The sequence below is a fragment of the Lysinibacillus sp. FSL K6-4013 genome, assembly GCF_038630435.1.
Classification (GTDB): Bacteria; Bacillota; Bacilli; order Bacillales_A; family Planococcaceae; genus Lysinibacillus; species Lysinibacillus boronitolerans.
Window position 1 is genome coordinate 1,401,577 of the sequence record NZ_CP152031.1, and the last position, 16,374, is coordinate 1,417,950.

The following is a 16,374-nucleotide window of genomic DNA, read 5'->3' on the forward strand; positions in this document are numbered from 1 at the left end:
CTTTATATGAACACAGAACAAGCCATTCAACGCTGGAATCGATATGCGGAAAGGTATACAGCAAACTACGATGAGCAGGGTGACATTCATCGTGTTGTACTGTTAAATCCCACTATCTTTCCTTTGCTAGGAGAGGTAGATGGAAAGCATCTATTAGATGCAGGATGTGGAGAAGGCTATTTAAGCAGATTACTAGTAAATAAGGGTGCAAGAGTAACAGCCGTTGATTTTTCACAAAAAATGCTAGACATTGCTATGGAAAGAACACAACAGCAAGAAGCTATTCAATTTTCACAAGGCAATTGTGAAAATTTATCATTTTTAGCAGATGAACAATTTGATGGTATTGTTTCAAATATGGTTCTCCAAGATTTAGAGGATTATCAGGCTGCTCTATGTGAGATGTATCGATTATTAAAACCTAATCGCACTTTTATTTTTTCGATTTTACACCCATGCTTTGTAACACCTAATAGTGGATGGATGAGACATGAGCAGCTAGATCAACAGTATTGGAAAGTCCAACGTTATTTTTATGAAGGGGAGTATCACCAGCTAGATGCTGACCCACCAATCGTTCTATACCATCGAACATTAACAAGCTATGTGCAAGCAATTAGGCAAGCTGGATTTACTATTGAGACTATTGTAGAGCCCAAGCCATCACAAGACATGCTAAAGAAGTATCCTCAATTTGTGGAAGATTTGCATAGTGCAAATTTTATTGTTTTTAAATTAAGGAAATAAAGGAGAAGTAACCATGCGTTTATTTCATGTCAGTGAAGACCCTACTATTATGACTTTTCATCCTCGACTGCCTGAGCGACCAGATTTAGATGCCAAAAAAGGGCTAGTATGGGCAATCAACGAAAGATGCCTGCCAAACTATTTAACGCCTAGAGATTGTCCGCGTGTTTGCTTCCATGCAGGAGATCAAACAACAGAGCAGGACAGACAGCAATATCTACCTCAAGCTTCACATGTAGTAGTCATAGAAAACAAGTGGTTGGAAGTATTGAAAACTACAAGTCTTTACCTATATGAGTTTGATAGTAATGGATTCACTTTACAGGATGATATTGCGGGCTATTATACGAGTGAAATAACACAAATGCCCATCGATGTCTCAGAGATCAATGATATAGCTAAAGCATTATTGGAGCGCAATGTTGAATTGCGAATCGTGGATAGCTTATGGGAAATACATGATGACATCCAAAATACAAGCTTAAATTGGTCAATGTGCAGAATGCGCTTTGCACAACCAAGATTCTAAAAACAAGCCTCGTTATGCACCTATTGCATGAACGAGGCTTATTTTTTATTAGACAGTAGATGTTTGTTCAATTGGTGCGGAAGAGATATTGACTAATTTCTTATCTTGATATGTAAAAATATAATCATAGTTTGCTGTTTCATTGAGCATGGTAGGTAAATAATATTTTAAGTCCGCAATACCTACATTTTCAGGGTGGAAAATCCAAGTAAGCTCCTTCCAATCAAGAATGCCCTCAGCAAACTTTATCGGTGTTTCAAATGTAAAAGATTCAGGTAGTTCCGCTATAAACGCATACATACAGCCATAGTTCACAACGCCATCTGTCCAGGTAATCTTACCCTTATAGGTAATATCCTCAACCGTAATGCCTGTTTCTTCTTTAATTTCTCGCAAGGCACCAGCTAATGGTGTTTCATCCTGTTCAATTTTGCCACCAACACCATTCCATGCGCCCATCCACTGAGGCTTATCTCTATTCAATAAAAGGATATAATCACCCTTCTTCAGAAAACAAATTGTAAATTCAGCCAAGTTTGTTCCTCCTTTTTCTTTAGTTATCTGAATTGGCAGGAGACCAGCCAGTCTGCTGACTCCAATGATTTGCTTGTTTTAAAATTTCCCATATGATTGATTCTTTAGATTTTGTATAAAGTTGACGATTATGTTGGTATTTCTTAGCCAATTCATATTTTACCTGCTCATAGCGACGACAGTAATCTGGATGACAGCGCAAAAAATCTCGAAATAATAAGGCTAGCTGCTCTGCCCAACTACCAGCCTGTCGAACATGAATATGTACTCGTCTATCTCCTGGAGCCTCTCGAAAATAGCGTTTAGACTTGTCTGGATTTTCTGCTCGATAACTAAAACCTAGAGATTCTAATGGAGCTTTAAATGCTGCTAATGGTGTAAACGATGTGACGGATATTTGTATATCAATTACAGGCTTTGCTGCTAATCCTGTTACAGCGGTTGAGCCAATATGATCAATTCTCAGCGCTATGTTTCCTAAGGCCTCCCGTAATTGACAGCCTATGCTATGAAATTCCTTAGCCCACTCATCTGTATAAGGTAAAATCAAAATAGGATCAGGCATTTTATCTCCTCCCTTAATCTTCATAAAAATAGTGTAGCACGCGTGTTATAGTGAAATAAAGATAGTAGAGGGAGTGAGAAAACGATGATTTTAATAAGTGCTTGCTTAGCAGGTTTAAATGTTCGTTATAATGGCACAAACAGTCTAGATGAAAAAATACAAAAGCTTGTGTTAGAAAAAAAAGCTGTCACGGTTTGCCCAGAGCTGATGGGAGGCTTTTCAACGCCTCGTGAACCTGCTGAAATTGTAGGTGGCAATGGACAAGATGTACTTGATGGCCACGCAACAGTGGTTGAAAGTTCTGGACGAGATGTCACAGATTTATATCTGAAGGGAGCCTATGCAACTTTACAAAAAGCGCTTGAGGTAGGGGCAACTCATGTCATTTTAAAGGAATATAGCCCATCCTGTGGCAGTGCAAAGATTTATAACGGTGCGTTTAATGGAACAAAATTAGCTGGCGAAGGAGTAACTACGGCATTGCTTCGAAGAAACAATATTGTCGTGCTATCTGAAGAGAATTTTTTTGAATAGTTAATACTAACATTAAAGAAGAGGCCCCTAAACTAGTAGGGGCCAAATTTAATTATTCAACAATTAATATGCGAGGTGACGTTTTAGCAATGACATTGGTCGAAATCCAGCCGCCAAAAATGGCAGCTATCACACTTACAAAGCTTATACCGATACTTGTTGGCCAGTTTATAATAAGCGGTAGTTCGCGTAAGCCATAATCTAAAATAATCGACTGAAGAGCTAGAGGAATTAATTTTATCCCGATAAAGATTCCTGCTAATGCACCCATTATGGATAGAATTAAAATACCTATTGTAATCGACCATCTAATATTTGTAGAGGTCATGCCAATGGATTTATAAATGCCATACGTGCTACTTTCTTTTCTAACATTAATTCGTGATACACTAAAAATAATGATGCAGGTTACGATGATAAATAAAATACCAACGATTGAAAGGGGAATGACTAAAACTGCCACGACTTCTTTAAAGACGGCATCTAATAATAGCTGTTGTGTGACAGCTGATACAGAACTTTTAAAGTGCGTATTTACATCCTCAACGAATGGCGTAGCGACTGTTTCATCTAATAGATTAATCATACTTACTTCTGAAGTAGTGTAGGTTGTGTTATTCACTTTAATAACATCTGCTGTAATCCTTGCTGAATTCGACATATTTGCTATCGATTGATAGATTCCGGTCACAATAAGAAAATGCGGTTTCCCCTCAAGATAAACTTCTACAATATCGCCTATATTTTTATTTAAAGCGCGAGCAACATTGAGCCCAATCGCAATTTCGTTCTTACTGTTTGGATTACGGCCAGACAATGTCACATAGCCAGCGGCATCAAAACTACCCTCAATCACATTGACATTAATATTTAAAGGGGGATGGCTGTCATTAGGGAGGACTCCTGTGAATTGATCAAGCCATGCATGATCTTTAACCCGTTCATCAGCCATTAAAAAATCTTCAAATTGTTGTTTTGTAAAGGTTTCTTTATTAGATACAGTTACTACTACATGTGAGGCATCATATCCCCATGAAGGAGATGTTTCTTTGATGGAAGTAAAACTATTTAATATGACTACACTAAAGACAAGTATGGCTGACGTAATGGAAGTAAGTGCCATAACAAGAATGGAACTATAATCTCATGGATTATGGTAGTTCTAAACTTGGAGAAAAATATTTGAGTAGTGTGGATTTTGAAGAGGTTATGAATGGGTTCAATCAACTTGTTCAACAGGAAGCGATATTAAATCGACAAGTAAATGACTTAGAAAATTATTTAAAAACCATTATGGATCCCCTTATAACTTGAGACATGTTGTTAATTGTTTAAGAGAAGAATTAGGGTTTACTGTAGCAGAACTATGTGAAAAATTAGACTGTAATTTAACTGATTGGAAGCTATTTGTTGAAGGTGGTCACTGCAGTCACCAGTTGTTCTACAAAATTTTTCTGTATTTTAATGTACCAAAATTCGATTTATATGATAGCTGGTATTTAAGAGTCAAAGAAGACCATCAAAAGTTAATGTCTCTTGCTGAAAGAGAAGAGTGTACTGTATGAAAAACATCATAAAAAGATAAGAAGCGGTTAGTATCTATACAACCGCTTCTTTGTTTATTTAAAGTTATTTATGTCCTGTCACTTTGCGTTTAAGTGTTAAATAATCAAGTGTAGTATAAACGGAAATTACCCACGATAAATATTTCTTTGCGTTTTCTACTATATTAAAATTCTGAATACGCAATTAGATAATTTATCCAGATTCCCACCACCATAGTCACGTGCTACTATGTTATAATTCTCACAATAGCAGTACTATGAGAGGTGGCTTAATATTGAATAATACCTTCGAGATTTACTTTAGTGATAAGAGTAAAATTACATTCTCTGACATTATAGACTTTGAGGAAGACCAAAAAAGGGAAATTAAAAACATTGCTTTAAGGTTTACCAAAACAGAGCTTAAAATGATACAGACTGGCATTCCATTACAAAATGAACTAACAATAGACCAATAGAATGTAGTAGTAGACTTGAAAAAACAGGTTGTCAACGCTAAGACCGCTAAACAGCTTATCGCTCTGAAATTGGTTAAGGTGCTTCCCCACGCTTTGAAACAGCTTTTTCAAAGAACCCCAGATGGAGTAGCGCACAATAATGAATACTTAGTGGACAAACTTATACATACTGATCAAGTTAAGAAAGCACTATTCAAAGGATACGCTCAATTATCATACACTATGTATTCCTTATCAGATCCTGAAGAGTTTGAAATCCCCATCAGTTTTATTGTTAAAAGAAAGCATACAGAGGTGTTAATTATCACAGTCTATTTTGCAGACGCAATAGACACTCACACAGTGAACACTATTGGAGAAGGGGATGAAAACAAAAGAAAACTGTTGGCATTTTATAAGGCCAATTTTGAAAAGTTTTAAGTAAATAGGCTTGAATTACCTTCTCCAAGGGTATAGAATCACATATAATAGGTAAGAATTAGGATTAGCAGCAACTCTAGCGTAGAAAAAAAGCTGAGAACAAAAATGAATTCATAATAGGGGTGAATGTGGAATGGTAACTACAGAGGAGGTAGCTATTATTAGCGAGCCAAATATCCGTAAAGATGTTTTTGAATGGGAACATAACGGTACGACTTACCGTATATTGAATGTGCCTTTCGAAGTACATGAAGAGTTTGAAGAAGATTTACTTGATATGTCTGTTTCTATTACCCTTTCAAACCTTAGAGACCTTATGGTAACTGGAGAAATACCCGAAACTGTTTTAGATTATGACAAATTCGCTAATGTACTTTAATAAAGGTTGATAAGAGTCCTCGATTGAGGGCTTTTTTTTTATGACAAGCAAAAAGGTGGTGATTCTGTATGTCAACAACAGTAAAACAAAGTTCATATCGCGATATAAAACAAGCATATGAAAAGGGTGTAGAACAAGCTGGTGGTATTAGCGCTACCTATTTAGAGGCTACGTTTGACGATAAAAGTCAACAATTTGTAGAGGTTGATGAGGAATTTGAGGAAGATATACTGTTCCAAATAAATAAACTAATGCCATTTTTAGTTGCAACTAAATACAGATTAGAATTTATAGTTGAAGATACAAATACAAGTGAAAAGAAAAAGAGAAAATATAGAAACAGGTTAGAAGATTTGAATGCATATATAACAACTTTAGAAAACATTAAAGATGACATAGGATGGTCATAGTTGGGTTGATAATTTTTCCTGTAACAGTCCTATAAATGCATTATAATTTAACTAATTAACAAACATTGGAGAATATAAAATGGTCGTTTCAATTTCAGCACTTAAAGGATTTTTATTAGAGGAAGCTTTATCAAAGTTATTAGAAAACAGCGGATATACATTAATAAATAAAGATGTGCTAAATGACAGGGACAAATACCCGGAATTTGTATCACAAGGGAATGGATTGAACATTAAAGGTCGAGGCGGTACGCATCAAGCTGATGTATTAGGTCAATTTCCTATTTCAATTCCGTTTAATTATCCAGTAAGACTATTTGTAGAAGCTAAGTTTAGACATAAAAAAACCGGCATTGATGTTGTACGATCTGGAATTGGTATTCTTACAGATTTAAATGCAAATTACCAAACAATAGATTTAAACGGTGATGAATTATTAATACAACGCTTTAATTATCACTATGCTATTTTTTCAACAAGTGGTTTTTCAGAAAATGCTATCAGACTAGCTATTGCGTATAAAATAACTCTCATTGATTTGGGAGGTAGTGAATATTACGATTTATTACATATAATTGATGAGATTGCTCAAAACCTATTGGATTGGATGAAAGCACATAGAATTTCCTTAAATGAAGTAAGGGAGTACATTCGTTATAGATTGTTTAATGATAGGTTAATGGGTACTGGAAATGAAGATGAAAAATTTGAGTGGTTAGATTATTTTTTAGAGCCTTTCTTTAAAATAATAGATGAATATGGCGATCTATACTTAGCTTCTATTAATTCACCATTTTCAATTTTGATAAAGCCATCATCTCCTGATTTGTTTAGAAGTTTTATAGGAAACGTTGGAAAATCAACATTTGAAGTTAGAATCAATTGGTATGACGACGAACCAGAGATGTGGGAAATACGTTTATTTGATAATAGATTCGATGAACTAATATTTAAATTTTATTTACCAGAATTAATAAAACAATATGTTTTTAATAGACCTAATGTTTTAGTAAATGCATTAAATGCAAAAGAACAGTTTTTTGGAAGTATGATTTTTTATATGAGAAGTGCTGAAAAATTTATAACATTTAAATATATTCCAAGTGATCTAATTAAACGTCATGGTTAAAAACTAATTTCCATTGCCTAGCTCAAAAGTTAATGTTAAAATACAAGTATCAAATTACATATAAGATACTAACGGGAAAACCCCGCTTTAGATAATTCAAGGTGTAAAAAGGACTCTATTTTGTAGTCTTTACACTATTGTTTCTATAGCGAGGTTTTCTTTTTTTATTGCACAGCTTTTCATAAGGTTCAGCACTATAGTTACCTAAAATTATTTCATATTAAAAGGTGGTTGTATATATTGGGAAAATATGGCATACTTATAAGTAATAAGAAAGGGTTTATTCATTAACCAAAAAGAAAATATCAGAAAGAGGGATACAGATTACTAGGGCCCATACCCATTTATTCATCCAATTTTTTAGGTACATTTGATTCTCCTATGAGTGATTGGTTGTACTGAATTTATAACCGACTCCCCAAACCGTTTGAAGATAAACTGGATGAGAAGGGTTGACTTCAATTTTTTCACGAAGTCTTCTAATATAAACCGTAATTGTATTTTCATCTCCATAGGTCTCATAACCCCAAACGGCATCAAGTAACTGACCTTTAGAGAAAACTTGGTTTCTATTTTTAGCTAGGAAAAATAGTAGTTCAAACTCTTTTGCAGATAGTGGTATTGGCTTGCTATCGCGTAAAAAAATATATTCCTGTTTATTTATGACCATATTATCTATATGAATTACATCTACGCCTCTATGACCACCATTATCCTGAAGCCATCTATCTTGTCTTCGTAAATGAGCGTTTATTCTTGCGACAAGTTCACTTAAAGAGAATGGTTTTGTCATATAATCATCTGCTCCAAAGCCTAATCCCAGTACTTTATCTGTATCACTTCCTCGAGCACTTAAAATAAGAATGGCAACATTGCTATTTTCACGGATTTTACGACATAATTCAATGCCATCACAATCTGGTAGAGAAAGATCAAGGATAATGAAATCAGGTTTAGTTTCTTGCAAATAATGGATTGCCTCATGACCTGTTCGCACAATATGTGAATCGAACTGATTAACACTTAAGTAGTCCTTTATAATATTAGCTATATCATTTTCGTCTTCAACAATTAGTACTTTGATGTTCCTGTTGCGCATACATACTATCTCTCCTCAGTAAGATGTCTCAATCATTTTCTTCGGTTGACTAGGAAAAAAAACAAAACAATGATAAGGAATGCATAAATTATAATCCATGCGTATTGCCAGTAAAAAACGTTGGGTATAACGTCAATTTGATCGCCAACACTCATCATTTCTAATGAAAAATGAAGAGGTGGAAGTAACCAAAGTAGTCCAGTTAGAATAGAATCCTTTAAAGTAGCGATAGCGACAGAAATAATAAGGATGCCTATTACACCCCACCACGTATTTCGTCTATTTTTCACGAGTTCCCTAGTAAATAAAGCAGTGAGTGCAATGGCAAGTAACGATAAACTGAAATGAGACAAGAAACCTAGTAAAATATGTAATAGTTTGGGCTTCTCAAAAAATGCCTCTATTAAAATTGGGTAGATGACAGAAACACAGCTTAGGCTAAAGGCGAGTAGACCACAAATAATGAATATCCCTAAATTGTAGTCTATTTTTTTTTTCGTATGAAGGGTAGTAATCATTTTTTGTCCTTCATCTTCAGCATGAAATAATGTAACAGTAAACCAGCCCATTAAAAAAAAGAGCAAAAGTGATGTAAATGAATAGCTATCTAATATTGGATTAGGGACAAAAGTATAATTAACGATAAGACATAGAATGAAGATTGTAAAAGGTGGAACGTAGTGATAGGTTCTTAAATAATTTATCAATTGATAGCGCAATAAACTGCTCATCTTTTTCGATTCCTCCTTTCAAAAATGAGAAGAGAATTGTTCTTTTTTGTGGTGGACAGTAGCTAAATATTTAATTGAAGCATTTTGTTGTAATAATTTCAGTAAAATTTGATCTGAATCCTTTGCTGGAACAATCGTCACTATTTCATAATGTCCATTCACTAAAAGTTGTTTTTGTTGAATATCCATAGAAGGTATGAGTTCATCGAGTAATGATAGGCTAGCAATCTCAAAAATTAATCGATGAGTTGGGCTACTATCGAATTCTTTTATCTGAATGATCGCATTCTCTTGAATAAGTAAAACGGAGTCTACAAGGTTTTCGAGTAATTTGGTTTCATGACAGGTTAAGAGGATACTTAGTCCTTTGCTTCTTACTCTAGCTAAGATTTGTTCGAAATCATTTTGTGCCTTGGCATCAAGTCCTGACAATGGTTCATCCATTATCAGTAGATCAGTTTCTTCTAGCATCGCCTGCATAATCATTACCTTTTGCTTCATTCCTTTAGAGAAATGGATAATCCTTGTATTTTTTTCCTCTTTTAGCTGAAACATTTCAAGTAATTCTTCTATCTTCTGTAAAAGCTGCTTTTTAGCCATACCTCGTATACAGCCCATGTGATAAAGATATTCTTGAGGGGTAAATAAAATATGAGAAGGAGTTGTTTCTGGTACATAGCCAACTTTTAAAGACGTTTTATGCTTCACAATAGAACCACTGTCTGGTTTAATGAATGATGCAATAATCTTGAGTAAAGTGCTTTTTCCAGAACCATTTTTCCCCACTAGAGCAATGATTTGATTGGACGCAATTGAAAACGATACATTCTCTAAAATTTTTTTCCCATTATATTGTTTACAGATGTTTTGTACTTCCAAAATAGTTGTCATCTTCACACACCTTTTAGGTTAATTCTTCACCACAAAATCATTATAATGAAAATCCACCATTCACTTCAATTAAATTGGTTATATTTCCTGTTTTTAGTCATTTCAATTACATAAAAAAGCTCTGCTTCTCAAATAGCAGAACTTTTAAGGTTTGATTACAAAGAACGATATTTTTTTAAACTGATCATATTTAATGTAATGAAAACAATGGCGAAACAAGCAAGAATGCTGAGATTCACTATAATATCAGGAAGTGAATAACCTTTATACATTACACCATTCAATGCGTCCGCAGCATAGTATAGAGGCATGATACGTCCAATATTTTGAAGCCATTCCGCCATACTATCGAGCGGGAAAATACCCGAAAAGAACACTTGAGGAACAATAACAAGCGGAATATATTGCATCATTTGAAATTCTGAAGCGGCAAAGCTAGATAGCAACGCACCTAAGGATAACGATACAAGAGCGACCATCATATTAATAAGCAGGACAAGCCAGATGGAGCCAACATGGACAATATCGAGCACATAAATACCAAACAGGACAATAATAATTGTTTGCAGGAACGCAAATAAACCATAGCCAACCATATAGCCTGCTACAATTTCTGAGCGTTTAATCGGTGTCGCCAGTAAACGCTCCAATGTTCCTGAAGTACGCTCCTTTAATAAGGCAATGCCCGTAATTAAAAAGACAAAGAAGAACACGAAGAAACCAATTAGCATAGGACTAAAAATATCGAAAATGGCTGTATCTTCATCACCATAAACATAGTCTGTTTCAAAACTGCCCATAGCAGCTTGTGAAGGTTGTAAAACTTGTGCCAGTTGCATTGCTAATGCCTTTGCCAGGGAAGGATCATCATTTAATAAAGTTAACTTACTAGCATTTTGCTCTATTGCTAGCCAACCATCATACTCTTTATCTTGTAGCTGTTTTTTAGAAAAAGCATTGTCCTCGATAATTATAAAATCAGTCTCTTTCAATTTGTCGATCAATGGGGCGGGCGCATTAGAGATCACAAGTGTAACAGAAGAAGCCTCGTTACTATTGAAAATAAAAGACATTAGGGACAAGACAAGAAGTGGGGCTAAAAATAATAAAGCAAGAGTCCGTTTATCTCTTTTCATTTGTTGGATGATTCTTGTGACGATAGCACCTATTCTCATTGAACCTCACCTCCAGCTTTTACAAACACTTCATCAAAGTCTTTTGCTTGATAATGATCTTTTAACTCTTGTGGGGTACCCTGTGCAATAATATGTCCACTTCTCAGCATGGCCAATTGATCACATCTTTCCGCTTCATCCATCGCATGCGTCGTCACTAATATGGTTTTTTGTTCTTGCTCTTTTAAACGAATAAGTTCCTGCCAAATTTCCTTTTTTAAGACAGGATCTATCCCCACCGTGGGTTCATCCAAAATGAGTAGTTTAGGATTTTGTATAAGGGCAATAGCAAGAGATAAGCGACGTTTCATTCCCCCTGAATAATTTTCCACTTTAAGTTGTAAGTCATCAGTTAAACGAACGAGTCTTGCCGCATAGGCTACTCTTTCTATTCGTTCCGTCTTGGATAATGAATAAAGCTTTGCAAAAAAATGTAGATTTTCTTCCCCAGTTAAATCTGTATAAAGTGCATCTGATTGTGCCATATAGCCAATATCATTTAATAATTGCTTATGAGGAACAGTCAAATCTAACACTTGAATAGTACCACTATCAGGTTTCAGCATTCCCATAATCATTTTGATGAGTGTTGTTTTACCACAGCCTGACGGACCGAGTAAGCCCATTAACTGTCCCTTAGGAACATCCAAAGATAGGGGGGCAATTACTTGCTTATGTTGAAATCGTTTTTCGAGAGATTTAATAGAGATTGCCTGGTTGCCCATATGGTCCTCACTCCTTCACTGAACACAATGTTGATTTGATAAAAATTTTACGGTAGCATGTGAGCAAATACAATCAACAGTTTGCCAGCAAGTGTTAAGTAAATGGAGGGAAATAGGTGTCTGTACATGAGAAAATGAATTTTGAAACGAAGCAAGCCATTAAAAATGCTTTTATCCAACAAGTAGAGGAGGTAGGCTTTGAGCGTGTGACTGTAAAAAATTTAGCGTTAGTAGCTGAAATCAATCGTGGTACGTTTTACTTACATTATTCGGATAAATATGATGTGATGGAGGATTTGCAGCAAGAGCTATTAATGGAGTTAGAACGCTATGTCAAACATGTTCAGCCGTTGGATGCTTTTCAAACGTTAAAAATGGGGCAACTCTATCAGCCATTTATCAAGGTAATAACGTGTATAAAAGAGCATGCACCAGCTTTTCGTATGTTATTAGGAGAGCAGGGGAGTCCTAGCTTTACACAAAAGGTGAAAATGGTCTTTGGGAATCATATTTTGGACAGATTATCCCTTATACGCAAGGAAGCACAAGATCCAGAGTTTCAGCAATATTTACAAGCCTTTATAGCATCAGCCATTTTAGGGGTCATCCAGGAGTGGTTAGACAAGGGGAACGAGAACTTAACGGTAGAAGAAATGGTCGCGCTACATTTTCGATTAATACGTTTTTTAGGAAATGTAGTAGGTACTATTTAATGAAAAACCGCTACAGCCCTAGCGCTGTAGCGTTAGAAATTATAGATATAAATCACGTTTTACAAAAAAACAAATCGCTAAACTATAGCAAAGCAAGCCAATGAGTAAAAGAATACCTAGCAACCACCAGCAAGAGCTATCTTGTTGGATTAATTGAACGGAATCGAACAATGAATAAATTGTAAAGTATTGTAATTTGTCTAATGAACCACCCATATTGCTCAGTGCCTCAATCAGATAAAAGGCAATGGGAATGCCAGCACTATAGGCATAGGATGTTCTTAAATCTTTCGTGCTGCAAGACATAAGAAAACAGAATCCACTAATGGCAAAGTGCAATAAAAATAGCCCGAAATTTAGCAGCAGTAGGGCCGTTATGTCCAGCTCATTAGGGAATAATACTTCTGCAAAGACAATCATGACCAACGTAGTAACGGCAAGTAATGTAAAAAGACTAATAATCAAAAATAGTGCTTGTGTAAGGACAATTTTAAAGCGTGTATTCGGTGTAGCGATTAAGTATGCCATTGAACCATTATCAATATAGCCCATGATGAGCTTATTGGCTAACATGATAGAAAATACCATAGGTAGAATCATGAATAAAAATCCATATAAATAGGTGGAGAGAAATTCTATCAAGGTATCGCCAATGCTGGTCATACCAAAGGCTGCCATCATCTCAGGCATTGTTTCCGTTAATTTTTTTAGCGTGTCCGTCATTTCTGGGTTATACATGTAAATCACACTGATAATATATAGCATTAGCACAGCTAGAATAATGATAAATAGTTTAAGAGAGGCAAATAGCTCATGCTTGAATAAGGTAAAATTCATGATTGAGCACCTCCATTTTCGTAATAATGCATAAAAATATCTTCTAGTGATTGGGAAATAACGTCTAAATCTATAATTTTATAGTTAGATAGAGTATGAAGAAATGCTTGAAGGTCTCCAGTTATAGTAATCATAACTTTGGTAGAAGAGATTCGTTCGAGTACATATTCCTCATCAAGGAAGCGAGTGAGCTCTTGCTCATCTTGAAACTCAAGCATGTATTTTTTAGATTTACGTTTCTTTAAATCTGTAATGGTTTCAGTCGCCACGATTTTACCTGCATTAATAATCGCTACACGATCACAAGTTTTCTCTACTTCTTCAATCATATGGGAGGACATGAAAATGGTCGTTCCTTTGTCCTTTTCAGCTAAAATGAATTCAATAAATTTTGTTTGCATGAGCGGGTCTAAACCACTAGTAGGTTCATCTAAAATGACAATTTCGGGATGATGCATGAAGGCACAAACTAAGCCAACCTTCTGCTTCATACCTTTCGACATTTTCTTTATGAGCCTAGAAGCATCTAATTCAAAGAAATGCATTAATTTCTCAGCATGCGTGTAATCGTTCATACCTCTTAACTGAGCAATAAAGTGAATAAATTGCTTCCCGGTCATTTTATCAATAAACGCAATTTCTCCAGGTAAATAGCCAACAAACTGTTGAATGGTTGCAGATGCTTCCCGACAATTTAAACCGTTAATGAAGCAAGAGCCCTCAGTTGGCTGTAAAAAACCCATTAAATGGCGAATGGTTGTGGACTTTCCTGCCCCATTTGGTCCTAAAAAACCGAACACTTCTCCCTTTGGAATTTGTAGATGAACATTTTGTATACTATAAAAATCGCCAAACTTTTTGGTTAAATGGTTTACTTCAATCATGGACATGTCACTCACCCCATTTTATTGATACAATAATGTTTTCAAAAATAGAAAATATTCACTAGCCTCTTCCATGCATTGCTCGATTAATTCGTTAAAGAGCTCTTGATTATCTACATGCGCTTTTAATCTTTCCTCATAACGATGACTGATGCCATCTGTTACCCATTGAATAGTATCGATTGCCTTTTTTATATCCAAATTTTCTCGGAATAAACTAGTATCAATTCCTTCAAACGCCGTTGCATAAGCATTTTTTTGAATAGTGGCATTATAATGATTTAGTTCATCTCGTACTTCAGAGCTTGTTTCAGCATAGGTCTTTTTCAAAAAATCAAACAGAGCATGATATTGCTTCATGAGATCAACTTTAATTTTCATAATCTGTTGATAACGCTTAAAAATATCAGGCTCTGCTAAATCAATTTGGCGATTAAGTGCCTCGGAAAATATAGTAGTTGTATAGTCATATAAGAAAAGATACAAATTTTTTTTGCTACCAAAATAGTGATATAAAATGCCTTTTGAAATTCTGGCATTGCTCACAATTCTATTTGTTGAAGCGGTAGCATAGTGATTGATTGAAAATTCCTTTAAGGCAGCATTAATGATTGCTTGACGTTTATCTTCTGCTAAATTCATAAAAGCTTGGTACAATTTTTTACTCCTTTTCGTCATATTTTATGCCATTATATTGAAATTGACTACTGTGGTCAATGCAATTTGGAAAAATAAAAAAGAACATGATTGTGACCATTTCCAATAGTCTCACTCATGCTCTCCATTGCTCTAGTTTACTTATCATAATAATCGTTCAATGCAATTTCTAGACGTTCTTCTAGATGCTTTGAAATATAGCTGAGAACGTATTGCTCTTTGTCCATTTCAATTTGTGCGGACTTAAAAAATTTGGTGAAAAAACCGATTTTATTTTGTTGGGAGTATTGCTGTAATGCTTCTGTACGTAATGTGGAGACGATTTCATTTTCTATATGACGCTCTCTAATCTTTTGTACAATGTCCTTCACGCTATTCTCTTGTAGCTCGGTAATTTGCTTTTGGAGATGTTCATTTTCCTGCTTTAGTTCCAACGTTTCTTTTTGAATTTCTTCCACTTGAAGGACAGAATTGTTCGAAAAACGTTGAATGTTTTTGTCAAGAAAGTCCTGATTAATGTTAACTTGTAATGTCCCTTGCTCTTCATTCGGCAAAATTTGAAAAAGACCTGTTTGAATCATCTGCTGTAGGACGTTTCCAAGCAAGTCAATTTTATGTGATAAATCCTCAGAATCCATGGTCGTTGCCGTAATTTGGTGTTTCAGCAGCTGACCGTTATCATCAATACCTAGCAATAATTTAATCCCCCTCACACGATACTCATCCTTCAATAATAAAATCATGCGCAATCTCAAGATAGCAGGTAGGTTTAAACGAATATTACTATTTGTATTGGGCGAAGCATTGTCAAAAATATACTGTTCAAACGGTTTTAAATAGTAGCGCAGCATGGCGTCTGTAATATCAAACCAGCCCGCAACTTCTGCAATTGTATAGTGTTTCGATTCATCGATCTCTGCTAAATACCCATCATTATAAAGGTTTTCCTCTAAAGGCGTATGTTGTAGTGCCACAAACAATGGGTCATCTTGCACAATTTCAAGTACCATTTCTTTTGCATCATTTACTTTAAGCATCCTTACACACCCCACTTTATTTTTCCCATGACTAAATGTTCCCTATATAGGTTTCTATTCGATTGGCAGCAATTGTATGCCTATTTTATGTAGGAAATAGTCATTAGAACGAAGACCTTTTAATCTTTTATGAATCTTAAGGGAAATGGTACTGATGTTCAGGAGGAAGTTGATACAGAAGATTTACCGTCCTTTACAATTTATTTTTTATAGATAAAAGATATTTTGCTTTTCACCATATGAGATCGTGTTGATCTACTAGCTAAATAATGTCAATTATTAAGAAAAAGTTAAGAATTCTCCTTGCAAATCTTTAAGAAAGTCTCTTTATAGTTAGAACCATCAATAAAGAAAG

At 35.1% G+C, this 16,374-nt stretch carries 21 protein-coding genes; 9 read left to right on the forward strand and 12 right to left on the reverse strand.

Annotated elements, in window-relative coordinates; translation table 11 throughout:
• The first annotated feature begins 6 nt into the window (after nucleotides 1–6).
• Both MHB39_RS06665 and MHB39_RS06670 read left to right on the forward strand, forming a co-directional pair.
• A complete protein-coding gene (locus tag MHB39_RS06665) occupies nucleotides 7–747 on the forward strand; it encodes a methyltransferase domain-containing protein (RefSeq protein ID WP_342546046.1) in 741 nt (246 codons plus the stop codon).
• A 13-nt stretch (nucleotides 748–760) separates the two neighbouring features.
• A complete protein-coding gene (locus MHB39_RS06670; protein WP_016993220.1) occupies nucleotides 761–1,276 on the forward strand; it encodes a DUF6886 family protein in 516 nt (171 codons plus the stop codon).
• Nucleotides 1,277–1,324: 48 nt separating this feature from the next.
• Here the strand turns inward: MHB39_RS06670 and MHB39_RS06675 are convergent, their stop codons facing one another.
• Nucleotides 1,325–1,810, reverse strand: a complete 486-nt coding sequence (locus tag MHB39_RS06675) for an 8-oxo-dGTP diphosphatase (protein WP_342546047.1) — start codon at nucleotides 1,808–1,810, stop codon at nucleotides 1,325–1,327.
• Nucleotides 1,811–1,829: 19 nt separating this feature from the next.
• The gene (locus MHB39_RS06680; protein WP_036080072.1) at nucleotides 1,830–2,375 is read right to left on the reverse strand and encodes a GrpB family protein; all 546 of its coding nucleotides are present in this window, start codon (nucleotides 2,373–2,375) and stop codon (nucleotides 1,830–1,832) included.
• An 84-nt stretch (nucleotides 2,376–2,459) separates the two neighbouring features.
• On the opposite strand from MHB39_RS06680, the gene MHB39_RS06685 reads away from it, so the two are divergent.
• Nucleotides 2,460–2,909: a DUF523 domain-containing protein gene (locus tag MHB39_RS06685; RefSeq protein WP_342546048.1), complete on the forward strand. Its 450-nt coding sequence runs from the start codon at nucleotides 2,460–2,462 to the stop codon at nucleotides 2,907–2,909.
• A gap of 52 nt (nucleotides 2,910–2,961) precedes the next feature.
• Here MHB39_RS06685 and MHB39_RS06690 read toward each other — a convergent pair whose 3' ends face one another.
• Entirely contained in the window at nucleotides 2,962–4,032 is a 1,071-nt protein-coding gene (locus MHB39_RS06690; RefSeq protein WP_342546049.1) for an ABC transporter permease, read from the reverse strand.
• 59 nt (nucleotides 4,033–4,091) lie between these two features.
• On the opposite strand from MHB39_RS06690, the gene MHB39_RS06695 reads away from it, so the two are divergent.
• From MHB39_RS06695 to MHB39_RS06715, 5 genes are all read left to right on the forward strand, one after another.
• Nucleotides 4,092–4,223 (forward strand): hypothetical protein, encoded by a 132-nt coding sequence (locus MHB39_RS06695; protein WP_339280677.1) that lies wholly within the window; start codon nucleotides 4,092–4,094, stop codon nucleotides 4,221–4,223.
• Nucleotides 4,224–4,947: 724 nt separating this feature from the next.
• The gene (locus tag MHB39_RS06700; RefSeq protein WP_342546050.1) at nucleotides 4,948–5,352 is read left to right on the forward strand and encodes a hypothetical protein; all 405 of its coding nucleotides are present in this window, start codon (nucleotides 4,948–4,950) and stop codon (nucleotides 5,350–5,352) included.
• A gap of 133 nt (nucleotides 5,353–5,485) precedes the next feature.
• Nucleotides 5,486–5,731: a hypothetical protein gene (locus MHB39_RS06705; RefSeq protein WP_339280679.1), complete on the forward strand. Its 246-nt coding sequence runs from the start codon at nucleotides 5,486–5,488 to the stop codon at nucleotides 5,729–5,731.
• A gap of 68 nt (nucleotides 5,732–5,799) precedes the next feature.
• Complete coding sequence (locus tag MHB39_RS06710) at nucleotides 5,800–6,141, forward strand: hypothetical protein (RefSeq protein ID WP_342546051.1); 342 nt, start codon at nucleotides 5,800–5,802, stop codon at nucleotides 6,139–6,141.
• Between the two features lie 79 nt (nucleotides 6,142–6,220).
• The gene (locus MHB39_RS06715) at nucleotides 6,221–7,270 is read left to right on the forward strand and encodes a hypothetical protein (RefSeq protein WP_342546052.1); all 1,050 of its coding nucleotides are present in this window, start codon (nucleotides 6,221–6,223) and stop codon (nucleotides 7,268–7,270) included.
• Nucleotides 7,271–7,649: 379 nt separating this feature from the next.
• Here MHB39_RS06715 and MHB39_RS06720 read toward each other — a convergent pair whose 3' ends face one another.
• The 5 genes from MHB39_RS06720 to MHB39_RS06740 form a co-directional block, all read right to left on the reverse strand.
• Nucleotides 7,650–8,369 (reverse strand): response regulator transcription factor, encoded by a 720-nt coding sequence (locus tag MHB39_RS06720; RefSeq protein WP_333005496.1) that lies wholly within the window; start codon nucleotides 8,367–8,369, stop codon nucleotides 7,650–7,652.
• A gap of 32 nt (nucleotides 8,370–8,401) precedes the next feature.
• Nucleotides 8,402–9,100 (reverse strand): ABC transporter permease, encoded by a 699-nt coding sequence (locus MHB39_RS06725; protein ID WP_339280683.1) that lies wholly within the window; start codon nucleotides 9,098–9,100, stop codon nucleotides 8,402–8,404.
• Nucleotides 9,101–9,118: 18 nt separating this feature from the next.
• Nucleotides 9,119–9,991: an ABC transporter ATP-binding protein gene (locus MHB39_RS06730; RefSeq protein ID WP_342546053.1), complete on the reverse strand. Its 873-nt coding sequence runs from the start codon at nucleotides 9,989–9,991 to the stop codon at nucleotides 9,119–9,121.
• A 155-nt stretch (nucleotides 9,992–10,146) separates the two neighbouring features.
• Nucleotides 10,147–11,166: an ABC transporter permease gene (locus MHB39_RS06735; RefSeq protein WP_342546054.1), complete on the reverse strand. Its 1,020-nt coding sequence runs from the start codon at nucleotides 11,164–11,166 to the stop codon at nucleotides 10,147–10,149.
• Nucleotides 11,163–11,891, reverse strand: coding sequence for an ABC transporter ATP-binding protein (locus tag MHB39_RS06740; protein ID WP_312125705.1), 729 nt, complete (start codon nucleotides 11,889–11,891; stop codon nucleotides 11,163–11,165). The genes MHB39_RS06735 and MHB39_RS06740 overlap by 4 nt, the downstream gene beginning before the upstream one ends.
• A gap of 116 nt (nucleotides 11,892–12,007) precedes the next feature.
• On the opposite strand from MHB39_RS06740, the gene MHB39_RS06745 reads away from it, so the two are divergent.
• Nucleotides 12,008–12,604, forward strand: coding sequence for a TetR/AcrR family transcriptional regulator C-terminal domain-containing protein (locus MHB39_RS06745; RefSeq protein WP_342546055.1), 597 nt, complete (start codon nucleotides 12,008–12,010; stop codon nucleotides 12,602–12,604).
• A gap of 39 nt (nucleotides 12,605–12,643) precedes the next feature.
• Here MHB39_RS06745 and MHB39_RS06750 read toward each other — a convergent pair whose 3' ends face one another.
• From MHB39_RS06750 to MHB39_RS06765, 4 genes are all read right to left on the reverse strand, one after another.
• Nucleotides 12,644–13,441, reverse strand: coding sequence for an ABC transporter permease subunit (locus tag MHB39_RS06750; protein WP_342546056.1), 798 nt, complete (start codon nucleotides 13,439–13,441; stop codon nucleotides 12,644–12,646).
• Nucleotides 13,438–14,331: an ABC transporter ATP-binding protein gene (locus tag MHB39_RS06755; RefSeq protein WP_016993231.1), complete on the reverse strand. Its 894-nt coding sequence runs from the start codon at nucleotides 14,329–14,331 to the stop codon at nucleotides 13,438–13,440. Before MHB39_RS06755 ends, MHB39_RS06750 begins: the two co-directional genes overlap by 4 nt.
• Nucleotides 14,332–14,346: 15 nt before the next feature.
• A complete protein-coding gene (locus MHB39_RS06760; RefSeq protein ID WP_339280686.1) occupies nucleotides 14,347–14,982 on the reverse strand; it encodes a TetR/AcrR family transcriptional regulator in 636 nt (211 codons plus the stop codon).
• Between the two features lie 137 nt (nucleotides 14,983–15,119).
• Nucleotides 15,120–16,019, reverse strand: coding sequence for a hypothetical protein (locus MHB39_RS06765; protein ID WP_339280687.1), 900 nt, complete (start codon nucleotides 16,017–16,019; stop codon nucleotides 15,120–15,122).
• Nucleotides 16,020–16,374 lie beyond the last annotated feature (355 nt).